A 16,973-nucleotide genomic window follows, 5' to 3' on the forward strand; every position below is an offset into this window, starting at 1 on the left:
GCCCCACCGTAGGGGGGCCGGATGAGACGGCCAATGCCGGTGAGTCTTGTTCTCATACGTGATCGTCTCGCGGGAGCCGCTGGTTAGACTCCCGCCATGGACGTGCTCAGCGACGTGGTCGCCGCGACCCGGGCCGGGGAGCCCCGCTCGGCACGCATCCGCTGGCACGCCCCCTGGGGGCGGCGTTTTCCCGCGGTACGCGGATCGGCCGGCTTCCACGTGGTCCTGCGAGGATCGTGCCTGCTGATCCCCGGCCCCGCTCCCGCCCTCGCTCCCGCTCCCGCTCCCGTTCCCATGCCGGGAAGTGTCGCCGCGCCGGTCGTGCTGAACGCCGGTGACGTGGTGTTCCTGCCGCACGGAAGCGGGTACGCGCTGGCCGACGGCCCCGCCACCCCGCTGGCCGGACCCGCCTGCGACCCGCTGGACGACTCCCGGTCCGGGGACCGCTACGCCTCGGACACCGTGGGAAGGACCGGGCCGGACGGATCGCAGGCGGTCACCGTCACCCTCTGCGGCGGGTACCGGCTCGACGCCCGCCGCTCCCACCCTCTCCTGGACGGCCTGCCGGAGATCGTCCACCTGCCGGCCCGTCCCGGGCGGCGTCCCGAGCTGCGCGCCGCCGTCGACCTCCTCGGCGGCGAGCTGGACGATCCCCGCCCCGGCGCGGACACCGTCGTCCCCGCCCTGCTCGACATGCTGCTGCTCTACATGCTGCGTGCCTGGTTCGACGAGGAGGCCGGACGCGGCAGAGTCACCGGCAGAGTCACCGGCGGGGCCACCGGCGGGGCCACCGGCTGGGCCGCCGCCCTGGGCGACCCGGCGATCGGCGCCGCGCTGCACGCCCTGCACCGCGAGCCCGCCCGCCCCTGGACGGTCCAGACGCTCGGGACGCGGGCCGGGCTGTCCAGGGCGGCCTTCTCCCGGCGCTTCACCGCCCTGATCGGCCGTCCGCCCCTGTCCTACCTGACCTGGTGGCGCATGACCGTCGCGGCCCGGCTGCTGCGCGAGACCGACGCCGTGCTCGGCGAGGTGGCCGGCCGGGTCGGGTACGCCTCGGAGTTCGCCTTCGCCGCCGCCTTCAAGCGGGAGTACGGCGTCGCGCCCGGCGCCTACCGGCGGGAGGCTACCGGGGCGGGTCGTCGCCGATGACCGGTGCGGTGTGGGTGTCCACGTCGACGGCGGTGCGCGCGAGGACACGCCCAGCCTGACCACGGTCGCCCCCGACAAGGCCGAGATCGTCCGAGCGGCCGCCGGCACGCTGCTGTCGGCGATCGACGGGACGGCGGTGTCGGCGGCCGAGATCGTGATCCCGGCACCGGCTGATCGTCCGGGAGAGCTCGGGAGGCCGGCCGTCCCGCCCCCCGAGCTCCCGCGGTGTCACCCGGTGTGGTTGTGCCCGAGGGGCCGGCCGTCCCGCCCTCCGGCCCTCGCGGTGTCACCCCGTGTAGTTGTGCCCCAGGGGCCTGCCCGGGATCGGCCTGGCGATGAGGGCGACGGGGATGAAGAAGCAGATCTGGCCGATCGCCAGGGTGAGCGTCCAGAGCGCCCTGTCGTCGTAGTGGGCCGACGCCCTGGCGTACAGCTCGTCGGGGACGCGCTCCCCGGACGGGCCCGGGACGAGGACGGCCTCCACGAGCTCCAGCGCGACCCGCTCGGCGTCGGTGAAGTAGGGGGCGTCCCGCCACGAGGCCACGGCGGTGATGCGCTCCTCGCTCTCCCCGGCCTTGCGGAGCATGCCGGTCTGCCGGACGGTGTGGTAGCTGCTGCCGACGATCTGCCCGGCGCGCAGGTGCACCAGGCCGACGGTGGACCTCGGGATCGCGTCGTTGTGGACGCTCGCGTTCATGGCCCCGGCGACCGTGGCCAGCTCGGGAAAGAAGCGGGCGGGGTCGGGCAGGCGCGACCGGAGGCCGTCCTGCTCGTTCGTCGTGGTCGTGGACATCGTGGGGTCTTCCTCTCTCGATTCCGGCGGTGTTCGCGAGACCCGCCTCCCGGCCGGGGCGGGAGCCCCGCCGTGTCCCGGCCGGGACACGGAACCCTCCCGGCCGGGACACGGGCCCCCGCGTACGGGACGGGTCGCCGGTCCCGCGTACGGGACGGGTCGCCGGTCCCGCGTACGGGACGGGTCGCCGGTCCCGCGTACGGGACGGGTCGCGGAATCCGCCCGCGTGCCGGATGGTGTCTCAGGAGTCCGACGACGCGACCGCCGGGAATGTGAGGCGACGCGCCCGCCTCACATTCCGGTGCGCTGTCTCGTCGATCGGGTGAGCGCCATCGCAGCGAGGAGCCGACGACACCATGACCGCACCATGACCGCACCATGACCGCCCCGTCCGGGCCGGGACACGCCGGGCCCGATCCGGGCCTGAACGCGATCGCCGGCGAGCGGCGTCACCTGATCAATCTCGCCTACCGGCTGCTGGGCACCCTGGCCGACGCCGAGGACGTCGTCCAGGAGACCTACGTCCGCTGGTACGCCATGTCCCACGAGCAGCGGGAGGCCGTCCATTCCCCCGGAGCCTGGCTGACGACGGTCGCGGGCCGCATCTGCCTGGACCTGCTCGGCTCGGCACGGGCGCGGCGGGAGCGCTACGTGGGCGAATGGATCCCCGAGCCGCTGCCCGACCGTACGGAGTGGATCGGCGGGCGGCAGGGCGGGGCCCCGGCGGAACCCGCCGACCCGGCCGACCGCGTCACCCTCGACGAGTCGGTCACCATGGCCTTCCTCGTCGTGCTCGAATCGATGACCCCGGCCGAGCGCGTGGCGTTCGTGCTGCACGACGTCTTCCGCTACTCCTTCGCCGAGGTGGCCGAGATCGTCGGCCGTACGCCGGGGGCGTGCCGTCAGCTCGCCTCCTCGGCCCGGCGCCGCGTCCACGCCTCACAGGCCTCCCCGGCTCCGGCGGCCCTGCGCGCCGACGTCATCAGGGACTTCAGGCGGGCGTGGGAGGCCAAGAACATCGGCGCCCTGATCGGCCTGCTCGCCCCCGAGGCCACGATGACCTCCGACGGAGGCGGTCTCGTCAGCGCCCTGCTCCGCCCGATCGAGGGCGGCGAGCAGATCGCGCGCCACGCCCTGGCCATCGCCGCCATGGCGCCCGGCATGACGATCCTGGAACGGACGGTCAGCGGCCAGCCCGGTCTGGTGGCCCAGCGGGACGGCGTCACCGTGGCGGTGATGGCGTTCGAGGTGGCGGACGGCCGGATCACGCACATCTGGTCGGTACGCAACCCCGAGAAACTCCGGCCGTGGACGGCGGGGTGACGGCAGGGCGCCCCGGCCGCCGGCAGGGGGTCCCGGTCGTCCCCGCCGCCGTTCTCACCCGCCTCGCGGCCGTCGGGGAGTCACCCGTGTTCCCTCACCCCGGCCGGCTCCCGGCCGGTTCGGCGATCGGCCTCCGCCTGGACCGTGCGCGATGATTTCCCGGTCCTCCGCGGGTTGTACGCGGTGACGGATCTCATCGGCGCGCGGGAGGCGGGCATGTCAAACACGAAGAACCACGAGGCGGACACCGGGCAGGGCCGCGAGGCGGACACCGGGCAGGGCCGCGAGGCGGACACCGGGCAGGCGGACACCGGGCACGGGACCGCGCTCTGGGAGTCGCGGGCCTGGCGGCGGAGCGCGGTGACATGGCTGGACGAGCGGCTCGCCGCGGCCGGGACGGAACGGACCGGAGAGGTCACCCAGCCGCACCTGCGGCCCTGGGGGACGGTGCTCACGGCGCCCACCACCCGCGGCCCGGTGTGGCTGAAGGCCCCCGGGCCGGACACCGCGTTCGAGGTGGGGCTCTACCGACTCCTGTCGAGGGTCGCGCCGGACCGGATCCCGCTCCCGATCGCCGTCGACGTCGAGCGCGGCCGGGTCCTGCTCCCCGACGGCGGGACGCCCCTGGGCGATCGCGTGAAGGGCGCCGCCCTGGCCGACGCCCTGGTGACGGTCCTGCCGGAGTACGGACGGCTCCAGCGTGACCTCGCACCGCACGTCGAGGACCTGCGGGCGCTCGGCCTCACCGACATGCGCGCCGCCGTCATGCCACGGCGGTTCGACGAGGCGGCGCACGCGGTCGGGGAGTACGCCGAGCGGTACGGCGACCCGTCCGACCGGGACACCCACCGGCGCGTGAGCGCCATGCGCGGCACCTTCGTCTCCTGGAGCGAACGGCTGGCCGCCGCGTCCGTACCGCCGAGCCTGGACCACAACGACCTGCACCCCTGGAACATCCTGGTGGCCGGGACCGCGCCGGTCCGCGAGGTGCGCTTCTACGACTGGGGCGACGCCGTCGTGGCCCACCCGTTCGCGAGCATGCTGGTCGCCCTGGGATTCCTGCGCGACCACCTGGGGGTCGCCCCCGACGACCCGGCGATCCTGCGCCCCAGGGACGCCTACCTGGAGGTGTTCGGCGACCTCGCCCCGCACGCGGAGCTCGTCGAGGAGCTGGAACTGGCCTGCCGGGTCGGCAGGATCGCCCGCACCCTGGTCTGGGAGCGGTCGATCCGGGCCCAGGGTCACGCGCACGCGGGCGAGTTCGCGAGGGCGCCGCTGCGCTCCTTCGCGTCCCTGCCGGAGGACTCCTGGACGGCACTGGGTGCCTGACCTCCCCGGCCTCCCACGGGTTCACCGGGGGGAGCCCGCGGTGACGTCGTTCCGGACGGACGGCCGCTCCACCGCCCGGCGAGCGGCCGGCCCTCGCGGGATAAGGTTCCGCGAGATGAGCGAGCATGAGCGGGGATCCGGGAGCGAGACGCCGCGAACGCGGCTGCTGGAGGCCGCGAGAGGGGGCGACGCCGACGCCTTCGGACGCCTGGTCGGCCCGTTCCGCGGCGAGCTGCGCGCGCACTGCTACCGGATGCTCGGATCGGTCCACGACGCCGAGGACGCCGTGCAGGAGACGATGGTGCGCGCCTGGCGGAGCCTGGAGCGGTTCGAGGACCGCGGCTCGATCCGGCCGTGGCTGTACAGGATCGCGACCAACAGGTGCCTGACGCTGATCGAACGCCGGGGCCGCAGGGAGCTTCCCGCCGATCTCGGCCCGGGCGCCGCGCCGCTCGCTGAGACCTCGTGGATCGAGCCGTACCCCGACGAGGGATCGGGGCCCGAGGACCGCTACGTGGCGCGGGAGGGCATGGAACTGGCCTTCGTCGCCGCGCTCCAGCACCTGCCGGCCCGCCGGCGCGCCGTCCTGGTCCTGCGGGAGGTCCTCGGATTCTCGGCGCGCGAGGTCGCGGACCTGCTGGAGACCACGACCGCGTCGGTCAACAGCGCGCTGCAGCGGGCCCGCGCGACCCTCGTCCCCCGGCTCCCCGCCACCGGCCCGCCCTCCCCGGACGAGGCGGGGCTCCGCAGGCTCGCGGACCGGTACGCCGCCGCGTGGGAGGCCGGGGACGTCGAGGCCGTCGTGGCGATGCTGACCGACGACGCCAGGTACGCGATGCCGCCGTTGCCGGAGTGGTACCAGGGACGCGAGGCGATCAGGGCCTTCCTGCTCGCGGGGCCGTTCGACCACCGGTGGCGCTTCCTGCCGGCCCGCGCGAACGGGCAGCTCGCGTTCGGCACCTACGCGTGGGACGCGGGCAGGGGGGCCTACACGGCGGCGGGGCTCGACCTGCTCGCGCTGCGCGGCACGAGGATCTCCGAGGTCGTCTCGTTCCTGATGCCGGAGCTGTTCGCCGTGTTCGGCCTCCCCGACGAGATCACGGGCTGATCCGGCGCCGGGCGGCCTTCGCACCCGCGGTCCTCATGCCGGCGCCTCCCGTGCCGGGGATTCTCGGCGCGGGGCGACGATTCCGGCGCGGGGCGATGATTCCGGCGCTTCCCGAGGGTTGTACGCGGTGACACGACCCGATCGACGCGCAGGAGGCGGACCATGCTGCTCAAGGGCAAGAACGCGATCATCTACGGCGGGGGCGGCTCGGTGGGAGGCGCCGTCGCCCGCGCCTTCGGCCGTGAGGGGGCACGCGTCTTCCTCGCCGGGCGGACCCGGACGACCCTGGAGGAGGTCGCCGGCCGGATCCGCGCCGCGGGAGGCGCGGCCGAGACCGCCGAGGTCGACGCGCTGGACGAGGCGGCGGTCGACGCGCACGCCGCCGCCGTGGCCGGGGCGGGAGGCATCGACGTGTCCCTCAACGTGATCGCGGACAGGGACGTCCAGGGGACACCGATGATCGACATGTCGCCCGAGGACTACCTGAGCCCGGTCGTGACAGCCGTACGCTCGAAGTTCCTCACCTCGCGCGCGGCCGCCCGGCACATGGCCCCGCGCCGATCGGGCGTGATCATGGCGTTCGGCGGGGCGGGCGACCGGGACTCGGCGCGCCGCTACGACCTGGGCGGCCTGCAGACCGCGTTCGACGCGGTGGAGTCCATGCGGCGCCAGCTCGCCACCGAGCTGGCGCCGTACGGGATCCGCGTCGTCACCCTGCGGACCGGTGGCCTGCCCGAGGCGATCCCGGCGGGCCACGACGGGCGCGAGGCCATCGAGCGGGACATCGTCGGCAGGACCCTGACCGGGCGGGCCGCGTCCCTGGAGGACGTCGGCAACGTGGCCGTCTTCGCCGCCTCCGACTGGGCCCGCACCGTGACGGGCGCGGCGATCAACATGACCTGCGGCGCGGTCCTGGACTGACGACCGCGCCACGGGCCGTTCACCCGGGGCGGCGGGGGCCGATGACGCAGGCGCGGTAGCGGGCGAGGTGCCCGTTCAGCCAGGCGGCCCCCGCCCGGTCGTCGAGGTCCGTGCCCGCGAAGGGATCGGCGATCAGGCACCCGGAGGGGCAGCGGTCGCCGAACAGCACGAGCGCGGGCTGCCCGCCCTCCCGCTTGGACGGCCAGATCAGGCCGTGCGCCGCCGGAACCCGCTCCCTGATCCAGCTCCCCCAGCGGCGGGTGGCGTGGTAGTCGGCGGGATCGGCGTGGACGAGCCAGGAGTCCTGGGCCACCGCCGCCAGGGCCCCTCCCGAGCACAGGTCGACCAGGACCAGGTCCCCGGTCGTCAGGACGACGCTCGCCCGCCGGCCGCGCACCGTGGCCCGCCGCACCAGCCGGACCCCGCGGTCGTCGAAGGGGACGTCGCGCAGCAGCGCCTCGGCCAGCGCGGTCTCGGCCTCCAGCCCGGCGTAGTAGTAGGGGTACGGATCGTGGACGGTCCCGTCGAAGCGCCCGCCGCCGAAGTTGGCGTCGGACGGGCGGGGGTTGAAGTCGGTGGCCTTGAAGCGCCGGTCGTGCACCCGCCACAGCCGGGTGCCCGCGGGCAGTTCCCGCAGGTGGGGGGCGGCGTGGTGACGGGCGGGGGGAGGGGCGAGGGGCATCTCACACCTCCGTGGTCTCGGCGCGGGCCGCGGAGATCAGCCGTTCGTCGGGGACGCGGCCCATGAGCCGGGCCGGGGAGCCGCCGAGCCAGCCGTTGTCCCCGAGCCACCAGTCCGCCGCGCCGAAGGGGTCGTCGGCCGCCTCCAGGATCCGGTTGATCGTCCGTACGAGCGGCAGGGGCCTGCCGTCGGCGGCGAACTGGAAGGCGGGCCAGCGGGCGGCCCCGCCGGAGTGCTCCAGCCTGATCAGCCCGGGATCGCCGGGGTCGTGGCCGCCCGCGCGCACCTCGTCGGCGGTCAGCGCGGGGGCGTCCAGCAGCCGGGAGAGCGCCTCCCGCTCCACCTCGGAGGGCGGCGGGCCGAGGCCCAGCCGGGTCCGCAGCCTGGCCGGGGTGAGCAGGGCCGCCCCGGCGCGCCGCTCGTCGCGTTCGCGCAGGGCCTCAAGGACGGGATGGTCCGCCCGCAGCCGCTCGCGCAGCAGGTCGGCGACCTCCTCGGCGACCTCCTCGGCGACCCCGGGATCGCCCTCGCGGACCAGCTCCTCCACCAGGGCCGCCAGTTCGCCGAAGTCCTCGGGCGAGAGCGCCGAACGGACGTCGTCCCACTGCTCGGCCAGTACCGTCAACGCGTGCCGCAGCCCCATGGTCCTCCTTGGGTAACCGATGTCATGGTGTGCCCTCGCCCTCCTGCTTCAGGAACCGATGTCACGGTGTGCCTCGCCGTCCTCTCCCGGGAACCGACGTCACGGTGTGCGCCGCCGCTCTCAGGAACCGATGTCACGGTGTGCCTCGCCCTCCTCTCCGGGGAACCGACGTCACGACGCGCGCCGCCGCTCTCAGGAACCGATGTCATGGCGTGCCACCGCCGTCCTGGCCCGCTCGACGTCGGCCCGGTCCAGGCCGCCGATCTGCAGGTCGAAGCGGACCTGGCGGGCCGAGGCGGGCTCCACCGCGTGCACGGTGAGGAGCCCGGTCTCGCCCATGTGGAAGGTGATGTGGATCGGCGTCCCCCTCGGCAGCCTGGGCGGCAGGTCGCGGAGCCTGCCGCGCCCGGCGAGCGTGTTGTCGGCGACCTCCTCGGAGCTCTCCCGCCCGTTCTGCTCCCACACCTCGACGTCGATGCCCGGCTGGTTGTCCATGGCCGTGGCGAAGGCCACCGGGCCGGTGTCGGCGGGCAGCACGGTGCCGGCGGGCAGCAGATGGACGACGTACGCGCGCGCCCGCAGCGGATCGGTGTGCGCCAGCGGGTCGTTGTGGTCGAGCACCTTGACGCCGAAACCACGCGGCACCACGGTGGTCACCCGGCGCGAGCGCATGCTCTCGGCCTGCGCCCTGCTGATGCCCAGTCGGTCGGCGACGTCCTCGGCGTCGCCCTGCTGGGCCTGCCTGACCAGCGCGAACAGGGCCGCCCCCCGGGCCACCGCCAGGTCGGGCTCGTGATGGCGGGGCGTGGTGCCCAGCAGCCTCTCCAGGCGGGCCGCGACGGCGGGCATCCGCGTCATGCCGCCGACCAGGACCACCTCGTCGAACGCGGTGACGCCCTGAGCCCGGGCCCGCTCCGCCGTCTCCTCGGTGATCTTCATGGTGCGGTCGAGCAGGTCGGCGGTCAGCTCCTCCAGCCGCTGCCGGGTCAGCTCCGCCCGGACGGCCTTCCCGGCGAAGCGCAGGTTCTTGTGGCGGGTCAGGGAACTGCTCAGCTCCTCCTTGAGCTGCTCGGCCTTGATCCACAGGTCCTGGACGAACCGCTCGTCGGCGCCGGGGTCGAGCCGGGGATGCTGCTCGGCGAACGTCTCCAGCAGGAACGTCCTGATCCTGGCGTCCCAGTCGGCGCCCCCCAGCCGCCGGTCGCCGTCGGTGCAGACCACGTGGGCGTCGTCGCCGTCCATCCGGATCACCGTGGTGTCGAACGTGCCTCCGCCCAGGTCGTAGACCAGCAGGTGCCGCACGCCCCGCGCGGGGTGGCGCTCCTGGCCGGACAGGGCGGCGGCGACCGGTTCGGCGAGCACGTCCAGGACGTTCAGCCCGGCGATCTCGCCCGCCTGGCGGGTGGCCTGCCGCTCGGCCACCCCGAAGGAGGCGGGCACGGTGATCACCACGTCGCGGACCGGGCGGCCGAGCCGCCGCTCGGTGGCGGCGGCCAGCTCCCTCAGGACGAGCGCGGAGATCGACTCCGGGGTGTACCTCCTGCCGTGGAAGGTGTACTCGACGTCCTTTCGGCCCATGTGCCGCTTGACGAGCTGGACCGCCAGGTCCGGGGCCAGCAGCGCGGCGTTCCTGGCGGCGGCGCCGACCAGGACGCTGTCCCTGCCCTCGAAGTAGACGGCCGAGGGGGTGGTGTACTCCCCGAGCGCGTTCCGGACGACCACGGGCCGTCCGGCGTCGTCGACGTAGGCGATGCACGAGTTGGTCGTGCCGAGATCGATTCCGAACGCCATCGAAGGTCCTCTCAACGGCCCTGGTAGGTGAACGCCGCCCACGACTCCGGCTCGTGCAGCGGCGCCTCGCCGACGTATCCGGCCAGGTCCTCGCCGAGCCCGGCCGGCCGGGCCCGGCGCGGGTCGAGCATCCACAGCTGGGCCGCGCGCAGCGCGACCGCCGGATCGTCGTACCCGGCGTTCAGGTAGTGGTGGAACATCGTCGTGAACAGCATGGTCGGCAGGTCGTCCACGGGCCAGCGGGTGCCGACCACGCCCACGGCCCCGGCGGCGAGGAAGGCGGTCGCCAGCGTCAGCGCCTCGTCGTGGTCGCGGCCGGTCAGGTCGCTCCCGCAGGCGGCCAGCACGACCAGGCCGCCGGACACGCCGGGCGGCCTGGCCCGCGCCTGGCGCAGGATGCGCGTCATGCCGAGCGTCTGGCCGCCGGCCAGCAGCAGGTGGGAGTCCACCGGACGGCGCGCCGGGTGGGCGTGACAGCCCAGGTGCAGCAGGGTCGCGCCGCCCGAGTGCGGTCCTGGCAACAGGCCGACCACGTTCTCGGTGGTGGCCGGGAGGCCGGCGCGGCACGACGCCGCGCGCCCGGTCACGTCGGCGGGGGAAGGGCCGGCGCGGCGCGGCGACGCCTGCCCGCGCCCGGTGCGGCCGGCCCCGGAACGGCGCCCGCCGAGCAGCCTCCCCTCCGGGTAGTGGCGGCCGTGGATGTGCTCGATCTCCTTGGACGACCAGTAGAGGTGGCTGCCGCCGACCCGGACCAGCGCGGCGTCCTCGGCCCAGGGGCGGCGGCCGTGGCGGCGGGCGTCGACGAACTGGCGGGCGGAGGCGGCGTAGGAGATCACCCTGTCCTGGACGGCGTAGCGCCTGACGCCGTTCCCGACCTCGCGGCGGGCGGCGTGCCAGGGGACGGCGCCGAGTTCCCCGACGGGGACCAGCACCAGCCGGCCCCGGGCGGTCCGCCCCAGGAGCGGTTCCATGGCCGCCTCCCACGCCCAGTCGCACAGGTCACCGAGCGCGTGCCTCCACCGCAGGAACGCGCGCCGCCTCCCGGGGGTGTCCGCCTCGGTCATGTCGTGGTCGCGGTGGGCCCTCTGGAACGCCGCCACCCGGCTGCGCGGCCCCGTGTCCAGCCGCGGCAGCGGGATCTCGCCGGTCCGGCCGTCGGCGCCGACCACCAGGGCCGAGCCGCCGCGCCCGCCGTCGCGGACCACCAGGTACGCCAGCGCCGCCGCGCCCGCCTCGCGCAGCGCCGCGGCGACCTCGCCGGCGGACGGCACCGCGAACAGCCTGCGTTCGGTCTCGGTGCCCTCGATCGCGGCCATGACGCGCTCGCGCAGGTCGCCGGGCAGGGGCGCCGTCGGCAGGCTCTCCAGGACGCCGGCGTACCCGGCCGGACCCGCGGGGTCGTCCCACGGTGCGGGCCCGCTCTCCGCGGGCGCCGCCTCCCATTCGGCGGCCAGGTCGTGGTGGCCGCCCTCGCGCAGCAGCGACGGCAGGGTCGTGTCGGTGATCGCGGCGTGCAGGACCATCGCGCGGCCCTGTTCGAGCGCCTCGATCGCGGTGCCGGCCATCCCGCCGGCGACGCAGCGCATCGCCGCGTCCGCCGCCTCGCCCGCCGCGGCGACCGCGGCCTCGAACGCCCGCCCGGTGTCGCTCTGGATCAGCACGCCCCAGGCCCGCACCCGCAGGGAGGCCAGCCACGCCTCGGCCGCGCGGCCCCGGTCGTCCAGGCGCGCGTCGTCCCTCGTGTCGTAGGCGGTGGCCAGCGTGCTCAGGGTCATCGCCGTCAGGTTGCCGAACGGGTCGGCCTCCTGGACCCGGCGCGCCTCCTCCAGCCGCAGGATCGCGTTGCTCAGGTCGGCGCGGTCCCCACTGACCTCGTACCGCATCAGCAGGCTCTGCCCGAGCGTCCCGAGCAGCCAGGGACGGAACGGCAGCCCGACGGGGGCGGCGTCGTGGGCGTCGGCCAGCGTCGTGATCCCCTCGTCGAGAACCCGCAGGTCACGCCGGGCGAACCCCGAGTGGGCCCTGAGGAAACCGGCCGAGCCCACCTCGATGGAGTAGTACGGGCTCCGCCTGCCCAGCTCGCGCCCCCTGGCCTCGATGGAGTCGGCCGTCGCGGCGACGCCCCCGGGATCGGACAGCAGGCCGGCCGGGTCGGGCCCGTCCGGGCCGAAGGCGCCGCGGAGGAACTCGGCCAGGTGGATGTCGCTCTCGATCCGGGGACGCAGCAGGTGGTCCTCGGGCAGCGGCCCGGCCACCGCCCTGAGCGCCCCGACCACCGCGTCGATCGCGCTCGCGTCCAGCGAGCTCGGGTTGCGCAGCAGCGGCGTGACCGCCCGGAGCCAGTCCCCGGTGACGTCCGTCAGCCTGCTCCCGGACCCGCCGGACTCCCCGGACTCGCCGGACCGCAGACGCGCGTAGTAGCCCGCGGCGTCCAGGTGTTCCAGGCCGCCCCCGCGCATGTAGCGCAGGGCCAGCACCGACGACAGCAGCGCCGACCCGGTGGCGCGGATCTCGTGGTCGGCGGGGACGAGCGCGACGATCCGCTTGATCCGCTCGATCGCGTCGCCCGGTCGCGCCACGCCCTCGCCGAGCACGCTCTGGAAACAGTCCACGAAGACGAGCAGGAGCCGGTTGAGCGCGTCGTTCGCCGGGGTCGCGGCGGGACGCGCCATCGCGCCCAGGACCAGCTCCCGGATCCTGCCCAGCCGCTCCGGGGCGTGTCTGTACCACATCGTCCGCAGCAGGGTCTGGATCAGCCGCTTCAGGGTGGGGACGCGGTCCGGGTGATCGTCGGGGAGCTCCTCCAGGACGAGTTCCAGGAGCGCGAGCGCGGCCTCCCGTTCCTCCGGTGTGGCCTCCTGGGACGTCGAGTGGTCCTTGGCGGTCATGTCGCGGTACTGGCCGATCATCCCGCGCAGCACGTCACCCACGGCGCTGCCCGGGCCGAGCCCGGCGAGGGTGCGGTCGAGCGCCCCGAACGCCGTGCCGGCCTCCTCGGCCCGGTCGTCCCGGACGGCCTGGAAGGCGCGCAGGGCGTCGCGGAACCCGCGCAGTCCCTCGGCGTCGCTCCCCTCCTCGCCCTCGATGAGCGCCCCCAGGCCGGCGATGAGCTCCTCGGGGATCTCGCCCGCGGGCCTCGTGCCGGAGGCCGCGATCCTCGCCACCGCCCGGAGCGACGACACCACCCCGGCCAGTGCCGGGTTCGCGGCGCCCGGCCCGGTCATCCGGTCCAGGTGGCCGAGCGCGAGCCGGGCGTCCTCGGGGTCGTGGACGGCCCGCGACGCCATCAGGCGGGCGAAGTCACGCAGGCTCAGCGCCCGCTCTCCCCGGCGGAGGTTCTCCGGCACCGAGCGGTCGAGCCGCAGCATGCCCATGAGGGCGTGGCAGGCGTCGGCCATGGTTTCGTCGCATCCGGGCAGCCCGAGGAGCGTCTCGAAATCCCGCAGTGCCGCGTCGCAGTCCTCGACGTTCCCGCCGAGGCGGGTGAAGCGCGTCGCGCGCGTGAGCGCCCGCCAGTACAGGACGACGAGCCGGTAGGGGTCGTCGGCGGGCAGGCCCCGCAGCGCGGCGTCGAGCGTGCTGATCGCGGCGGCCACCCGCTCGTCCGGCGCGTCCGGCCGTTCCCCGTCCGGCGCGTCCGGCGCCTCCCCGTCCGGCGCGTCCGGCGCCTCCCCGTCCGGCGTGCCCGGGGGTTCCCCGTGCGTCGCGTCCGGGGGTTCCCCGTGCGTCGCGTCCGGGGGTTCCCCGTGCGTCGCGTCCGCGGGTTGCCCGTGCGTCGCGTCCGACGGCTCCCCGTCAGGCGGGACGGCGGTCACCCCCGCGATGTCGCGCAGGGCCGCCGTCGCCAGCGCGACCCCGAGCTCGCCGGCCACCCGGCCGGGGGAGGGGACGCCGCCCGGCTCGCCCGGCTCACCCGGCTCCCGCGGCCCGCCGGACCCGCCGTGCTCGCCGGACCCGCCGGTCCCGGTCCCGGTCCCGGTCCCGGACGTCATCGGTTCTCCAGGGACGACAGGTACGTCAGGAGCGACAGCCCCAGGTAGGCGGCGTACAGGACGGCGACCGCGACGACCACCAGGAAGACGGCCAGTCGCCATCGGCGGTACGGATCGGGCTGCACGGGCGTTCCCTTCGGTTCGGGGGAGGTCACGGGGAGTGGTGGACGCGCAGGCCCTCCCTGGCGAGGAGCCAGCCGGACAGGTCGAGCACGCCGGCGTCGATCTCCCCGGAGTCCAGCCAGGACGAGGTGCGGAAGAACCGGACCTCGGCGAAGTGCCGGCGCATCGCCCGCACCACCCCGTCGAGCCCGGCCGGGCCCTCCAGCCAGCGGCGGATGTCGTCGCTGTCCCTGCCCACCCCCTCCAGGGCCTCGCAGTGGCGTACCAGGTCGTCCTTGGTCAGCGCCACCGCCAGCCGCGCCTTCGCGAGCGGCACCCCGAGGCCCTCGATGTTCTGCAGGAGCTGGCCGAACACGAAGTCCGTCGCCATGTCCGAGCGCAGCCGCGCGTACCCGGCCCGGTCCGCTGCGGGGAGCGAGTCCCAGACCACGTCCACGGAGAGCGGGTCGAGGGTGAACAGGAACGTCCGCGCGGCCCTGATGTAGCGCAGCTCCCGCAGCAGCTCGGACGCGCCGACGAGCTCGCCCGGCGCGTCGAAGACGTGCAGCAGCCGGGGCGAGCCCCTGGGCGGGCTGACGCGCAGCGTGTACGCCCGCAGCGGCGCGTCCTTGACCCGGATCGTCTTCCACGTGTGCACGCCGGCCCGGAGCTTGCCGGCCAGCCCGCGGTAGGCGTTCTCGGACTGCTCGTCGGCGAACTCCGACCTGGCGCCGTGCCCGGCGGGCCCCTCCACCAGGCCCATGACCAGTGCCGTCATCAGCCGCGTCTTGCCGGTCGTGGCGGCGCCGAGCACCGGGATCACGATCTCCGGCACGGTCCCGACCCCCCGGGACATGGGCTCCCCGCAGTGCGGGCAGTGCGCCCGCATCCGGCCCCCGCCCCCCGCGAGCACGAGGGTCGGCAGCAGGGCCCCGCACCCGCACCGGCGCCTGACCACCCCGTGGCGCCCCGGCCGTACGTCGCGGTGGCGCCGTCCGCATCCCGGCGCCGCGCACTCGTAGGAGGGGCGCCGGACGCGCAGGTGGCAGGAGGGGCAGCTCGTCCGGATGCCCTTGACCCGGCGCAGGGCCGAGTCGGCGCCGCGCAGGACGAGCCCCGTCGCGGCCACGACCGCCGTCAGCGCGGCCACCGTCGCCACCTGCAGGGCGTACAGCGTCGCGACGGCGAGGTATCCGCCGGTGACGCCGGCGAACATGGCCATCACGATGAGCCGCCCGAACGGTGCCGACAGCCACGCCGCGTTCCCGGTCCTGGTGTCGCCGAGGACACGGAACCGGTGGTTCCGGCAGGCCTGCCACGGGGCCGGCAGCGCCGTCCGCGCCACGTGCCGCAGGTCGGCCAGTGCCGGCCCGAAGAGGTAGTGGGTGTACGCCGGTTCCGCCGTCCCCGTGGCCCTGCCGGGGGGCGGCGCGAGCCAGGCCGGGTACGGGGCGGAGCCGAGCCCCAGGGCCGACGCCAGCCGCGCGAGGTAGACGTACACCGAGTATCCGGCGTACGCCAGGGCACCCGCCGCCACGACCGGCAGGACGACCCACATCAGCGGCCACGCGCACAGCAGGAGCAGGCACCCCGCGGCCCTGGCCCCGCCACCGCCGGACGGGGCGGGGGCGCGCCGGTACTGCGGGGGAGGATATCCGCCGTAGTCGTAGTTTCCTGACATCATCCGCCCCCTCCGGCGCGGTGGTCCTCAGCCATGGAAGAGCCGGCCCGGGAGCCATCCGCGGCGTGGCCGGGCCTGCGCCCGCCAGCGCTTGAACTCGTCGCCCGTCCGGTTCGATCCGCGCCGCACCTCCTCCTCCACCGCGTTGAGATCGCGCCTGCGCCAGTTCGGCAGGGTGCGCAGCAGCACGTCCTGGACGTCCTCGGCGACCTGCCGGGTCCGCTCGTGGCGCAGCGCGGCGAAGAACGTGCCGAACGCGGCGGCGGCGACGGTCACCGCCCGCTCCCCGCCGAGTTCGCGCTCCACCTCGGCCAGGTACAGGTCGCGTACCCTGTCCGGAACCCGGGAGAGCAGTTCGGCCAGTGTCTCGCCCGGCAGCGACGCCAGCAGGACCGGCAGCCGCAGCCGCAGGTAGCTCCTGATCGCCGGTACGCCGGTCCGGTTGTAGACGGCCGCCAGCGTCTCACCGGCCGCGAGCCGTTCCCGCTCGCTCCCGGCGGCCGGTCGCCGCAACCCGTCCCCGGCCACGGGCCGCTCCCGCTCGCCGCCGGTCACGGGCCGCCGCCCGGTGCCGCTCTCCCCGGTGCCGGTCTCACCGCTCCAGGTCCCGCCTGTCCCGGTCAGCCGTCGCTCGGCCTGCCGGACGCGCGTCATGGCCGTCAGTACCTCCCGGGGCCCGTCCGGGAGCGCGTCGGCCAGCGGCAGCGGTCCCAGCAGGTCGCAGAGGGCGCCGTAGGCCTCCGCCCGGCGGTGGTCGCCGTCCGGCGACGGCCTCTCCAGCAGCGGCGCCACCCGGCTGGCGAGCCCCCGGTCGCCGAGCGCCTCCCGTGGCAGGCGCGCCAGCAGGGCGTGCGCGTCGCCCAGCGACCAGCCGTCCGGCCAGAGCGCGTCCAGCAGGGCGCCGTCGACCCCTCCGGCCGCCGGGGTCCGGCCGGACAGCAGCGCCAGCGCGGTGTCCACGCGCCGCTCCGGGCGGTCGCGGGTACGGGCGATCAGCGCGGCCTCGCGCAGGGCGGGCAGCGCGGCCAGCTCCGCGTCCGTGACGGCCGCGCCGAGACCCGCCGCGAACACGGCGTGCAGCGACTCCCCGGCCGCCGCCGACCGTTCGAGGTAGGCCAGCGCGCCCGCCCGCAGGTCCGGCCACCGCCGCACGGCCTCGTACACCCCGGCGGGGGGCGGGGGCCGCAGCAGCGCCGGGCCGACGGCCCGCAGGCCGCACTCGCGCAGCGTCTCCGCGCCGGGGGAGACGTCGTGCGCGACCGCCGTTCCCAGCACCCGCACGGTGGTGCCGGCGTCTGCCCCGGCCAGCAGCCGCGCGTACCCGCGCCGGGCGTGCTCGCGGGCCCGCGGCGACCGCAACGGGCGGACCGCGTCCAGGGCCGTCCCCGGCGGCGTTCCCGCGAGAGCCGTGGGGGGCCGCCCGCGGGGGGCGGGCGCCCGGGGCCGGCGCCCGCGGCCC

At 75.7% G+C, this 16,973-nt stretch carries 13 protein-coding genes; 5 read left to right on the forward strand and 8 right to left on the reverse strand.

Annotation, left to right across the window (positions count from 1 at the left end):
• Positions 1 to 96 precede the first annotated feature (96 nt).
• Positions 97 to 1,149 carry an AraC family transcriptional regulator gene (locus tag ACLQ2R_RS32180; protein ID WP_425964998.1) on the forward strand — a complete coding sequence of 351 codons (1,053 nt, stop codon included), beginning with the start codon at positions 97 to 99 and terminating at the stop codon, positions 1,147 to 1,149.
• 286 nt (positions 1,150 to 1,435) lie between these two features.
• Here the strand turns inward: ACLQ2R_RS32180 and ACLQ2R_RS32185 are convergent, their stop codons facing one another.
• Positions 1,436 to 1,942 (reverse strand): carboxymuconolactone decarboxylase family protein, encoded by a 507-nt coding sequence (locus ACLQ2R_RS32185; RefSeq protein ID WP_425965000.1) that lies wholly within the window; start codon positions 1,940 to 1,942, stop codon positions 1,436 to 1,438.
• A gap of 378 nt (positions 1,943 to 2,320) precedes the next feature.
• On the opposite strand from ACLQ2R_RS32185, the gene sigJ reads away from it, so the two are divergent.
• From sigJ to ACLQ2R_RS32205, 4 genes are all read left to right on the forward strand, one after another.
• Positions 2,321 to 3,265, forward strand: a complete 945-nt coding sequence (gene sigJ, locus ACLQ2R_RS32190) for an RNA polymerase sigma factor SigJ (protein WP_425965002.1) — start codon at positions 2,321 to 2,323, stop codon at positions 3,263 to 3,265.
• Positions 3,266 to 3,481: 216 nt separating this feature from the next.
• Positions 3,482 to 4,594, forward strand: coding sequence for a phosphotransferase family protein (locus ACLQ2R_RS32195; protein ID WP_425965004.1), 1,113 nt, complete (start codon positions 3,482 to 3,484; stop codon positions 4,592 to 4,594).
• A 115-nt stretch (positions 4,595 to 4,709) separates the two neighbouring features.
• The gene (locus tag ACLQ2R_RS32200) at positions 4,710 to 5,702 is read left to right on the forward strand and encodes a sigma-70 family RNA polymerase sigma factor (RefSeq protein WP_425965006.1); all 993 of its coding nucleotides are present in this window, start codon (positions 4,710 to 4,712) and stop codon (positions 5,700 to 5,702) included.
• Positions 5,703 to 5,864: 162 nt separating this feature from the next.
• The gene (locus tag ACLQ2R_RS32205; RefSeq protein ID WP_425965008.1) at positions 5,865 to 6,623 is read left to right on the forward strand and encodes an SDR family NAD(P)-dependent oxidoreductase; all 759 of its coding nucleotides are present in this window, start codon (positions 5,865 to 5,867) and stop codon (positions 6,621 to 6,623) included.
• Between the two features lie 19 nt (positions 6,624 to 6,642).
• On the opposite strand, the gene ACLQ2R_RS32210 is transcribed toward ACLQ2R_RS32205, so the two are convergent.
• From ACLQ2R_RS32210 to ACLQ2R_RS32240, 7 genes are all read right to left on the reverse strand, one after another.
• Positions 6,643 to 7,305 (reverse strand): RES family NAD+ phosphorylase, encoded by a 663-nt coding sequence (locus tag ACLQ2R_RS32210; RefSeq protein WP_425965010.1) that lies wholly within the window; start codon positions 7,303 to 7,305, stop codon positions 6,643 to 6,645.
• Between the two features lies 1 nt (position 7,306).
• Positions 7,307 to 7,948 carry a hypothetical protein gene (locus tag ACLQ2R_RS32215; protein ID WP_425965012.1) on the reverse strand — a complete coding sequence of 214 codons (642 nt, stop codon included), beginning with the start codon at positions 7,946 to 7,948 and terminating at the stop codon, positions 7,307 to 7,309.
• A 192-nt stretch (positions 7,949 to 8,140) separates the two neighbouring features.
• Positions 8,141 to 9,739 (reverse strand): Hsp70 family protein, encoded by a 1,599-nt coding sequence (locus tag ACLQ2R_RS32220; RefSeq protein WP_425965013.1) that lies wholly within the window; start codon positions 9,737 to 9,739, stop codon positions 8,141 to 8,143.
• Between the two features lie 11 nt (positions 9,740 to 9,750).
• Positions 9,751 to 13,731, reverse strand: a complete 3,981-nt coding sequence (locus tag ACLQ2R_RS32225; RefSeq protein WP_425965015.1) for a CHAT domain-containing protein — start codon at positions 13,729 to 13,731, stop codon at positions 9,751 to 9,753.
• Entirely contained in the window at positions 13,728 to 13,856 is a 129-nt protein-coding gene (locus tag ACLQ2R_RS32230; protein WP_425965017.1) for a hypothetical protein, read from the reverse strand. Before ACLQ2R_RS32230 ends, ACLQ2R_RS32225 begins: the two co-directional genes overlap by 4 nt.
• 26 nt (positions 13,857 to 13,882) lie before the next feature.
• Positions 13,883 to 15,517 (reverse strand): TRAFAC clade GTPase domain-containing protein, encoded by a 1,635-nt coding sequence (locus ACLQ2R_RS32235; protein ID WP_425965018.1) that lies wholly within the window; start codon positions 15,515 to 15,517, stop codon positions 13,883 to 13,885.
• A gap of 24 nt (positions 15,518 to 15,541) precedes the next feature.
• The coding region (locus ACLQ2R_RS32240; protein ID WP_425965020.1) for a GTPase-associated protein 1-related protein at positions 15,542 to 16,973 on the reverse strand (1,432 nt) is incomplete at its 5' end.

Origin of the sequence: Streptosporangium sp. DT93 (genome assembly GCF_049844535.1) — a bacterium.
Classification (GTDB): Bacteria; Actinomycetota; Actinomycetes; order Streptosporangiales; family Streptosporangiaceae; genus Streptosporangium.

Coding starts and splice junctions, on each gene's coding strand:
- ACLQ2R_RS32185 (WP_425965000.1), bottom strand. CDS start 1,942: ATGTCCACGACCACGACGAACGAGCAGGACGGCCTCCGGTCGCGCCTG.
- ACLQ2R_RS32180 (WP_425964998.1), top strand. CDS start 97: ATGGACGTGCTCAGCGACGTGGTCGCCGCGACCCGGGCCGGGGAGCCC.
- ACLQ2R_RS32205 (WP_425965008.1), top strand. CDS start 5,865: ATGCTGCTCAAGGGCAAGAACGCGATCATCTACGGCGGGGGCGGCTCG.
- ACLQ2R_RS32235 (WP_425965018.1), bottom strand. CDS start 15,517: ATGATGTCAGGAAACTACGACTACGGCGGATATCCTCCCCCGCAGTAC.
- ACLQ2R_RS32225 (WP_425965015.1), bottom strand. CDS start 13,731: ATGACGTCCGGGACCGGGACCGGGACCGGGACCGGCGGGTCCGGCGAG.
- ACLQ2R_RS32220 (WP_425965013.1), bottom strand. CDS start 9,739: ATGGCGTTCGGAATCGATCTCGGCACGACCAACTCGTGCATCGCCTAC.
- ACLQ2R_RS32215 (WP_425965012.1), bottom strand. CDS start 7,948: ATGGGGCTGCGGCACGCGTTGACGGTACTGGCCGAGCAGTGGGACGAC.
- ACLQ2R_RS32200 (WP_425965006.1), top strand. CDS start 4,710: ATGAGCGAGCATGAGCGGGGATCCGGGAGCGAGACGCCGCGAACGCGG.
- ACLQ2R_RS32210 (WP_425965010.1), bottom strand. CDS start 7,305: ATGCCCCTCGCCCCTCCCCCCGCCCGTCACCACGCCGCCCCCCACCTG.
- sigJ (WP_425965002.1), top strand. CDS start 2,321: ATGACCGCCCCGTCCGGGCCGGGACACGCCGGGCCCGATCCGGGCCTG.
- ACLQ2R_RS32195 (WP_425965004.1), top strand. CDS start 3,482: ATGTCAAACACGAAGAACCACGAGGCGGACACCGGGCAGGGCCGCGAG.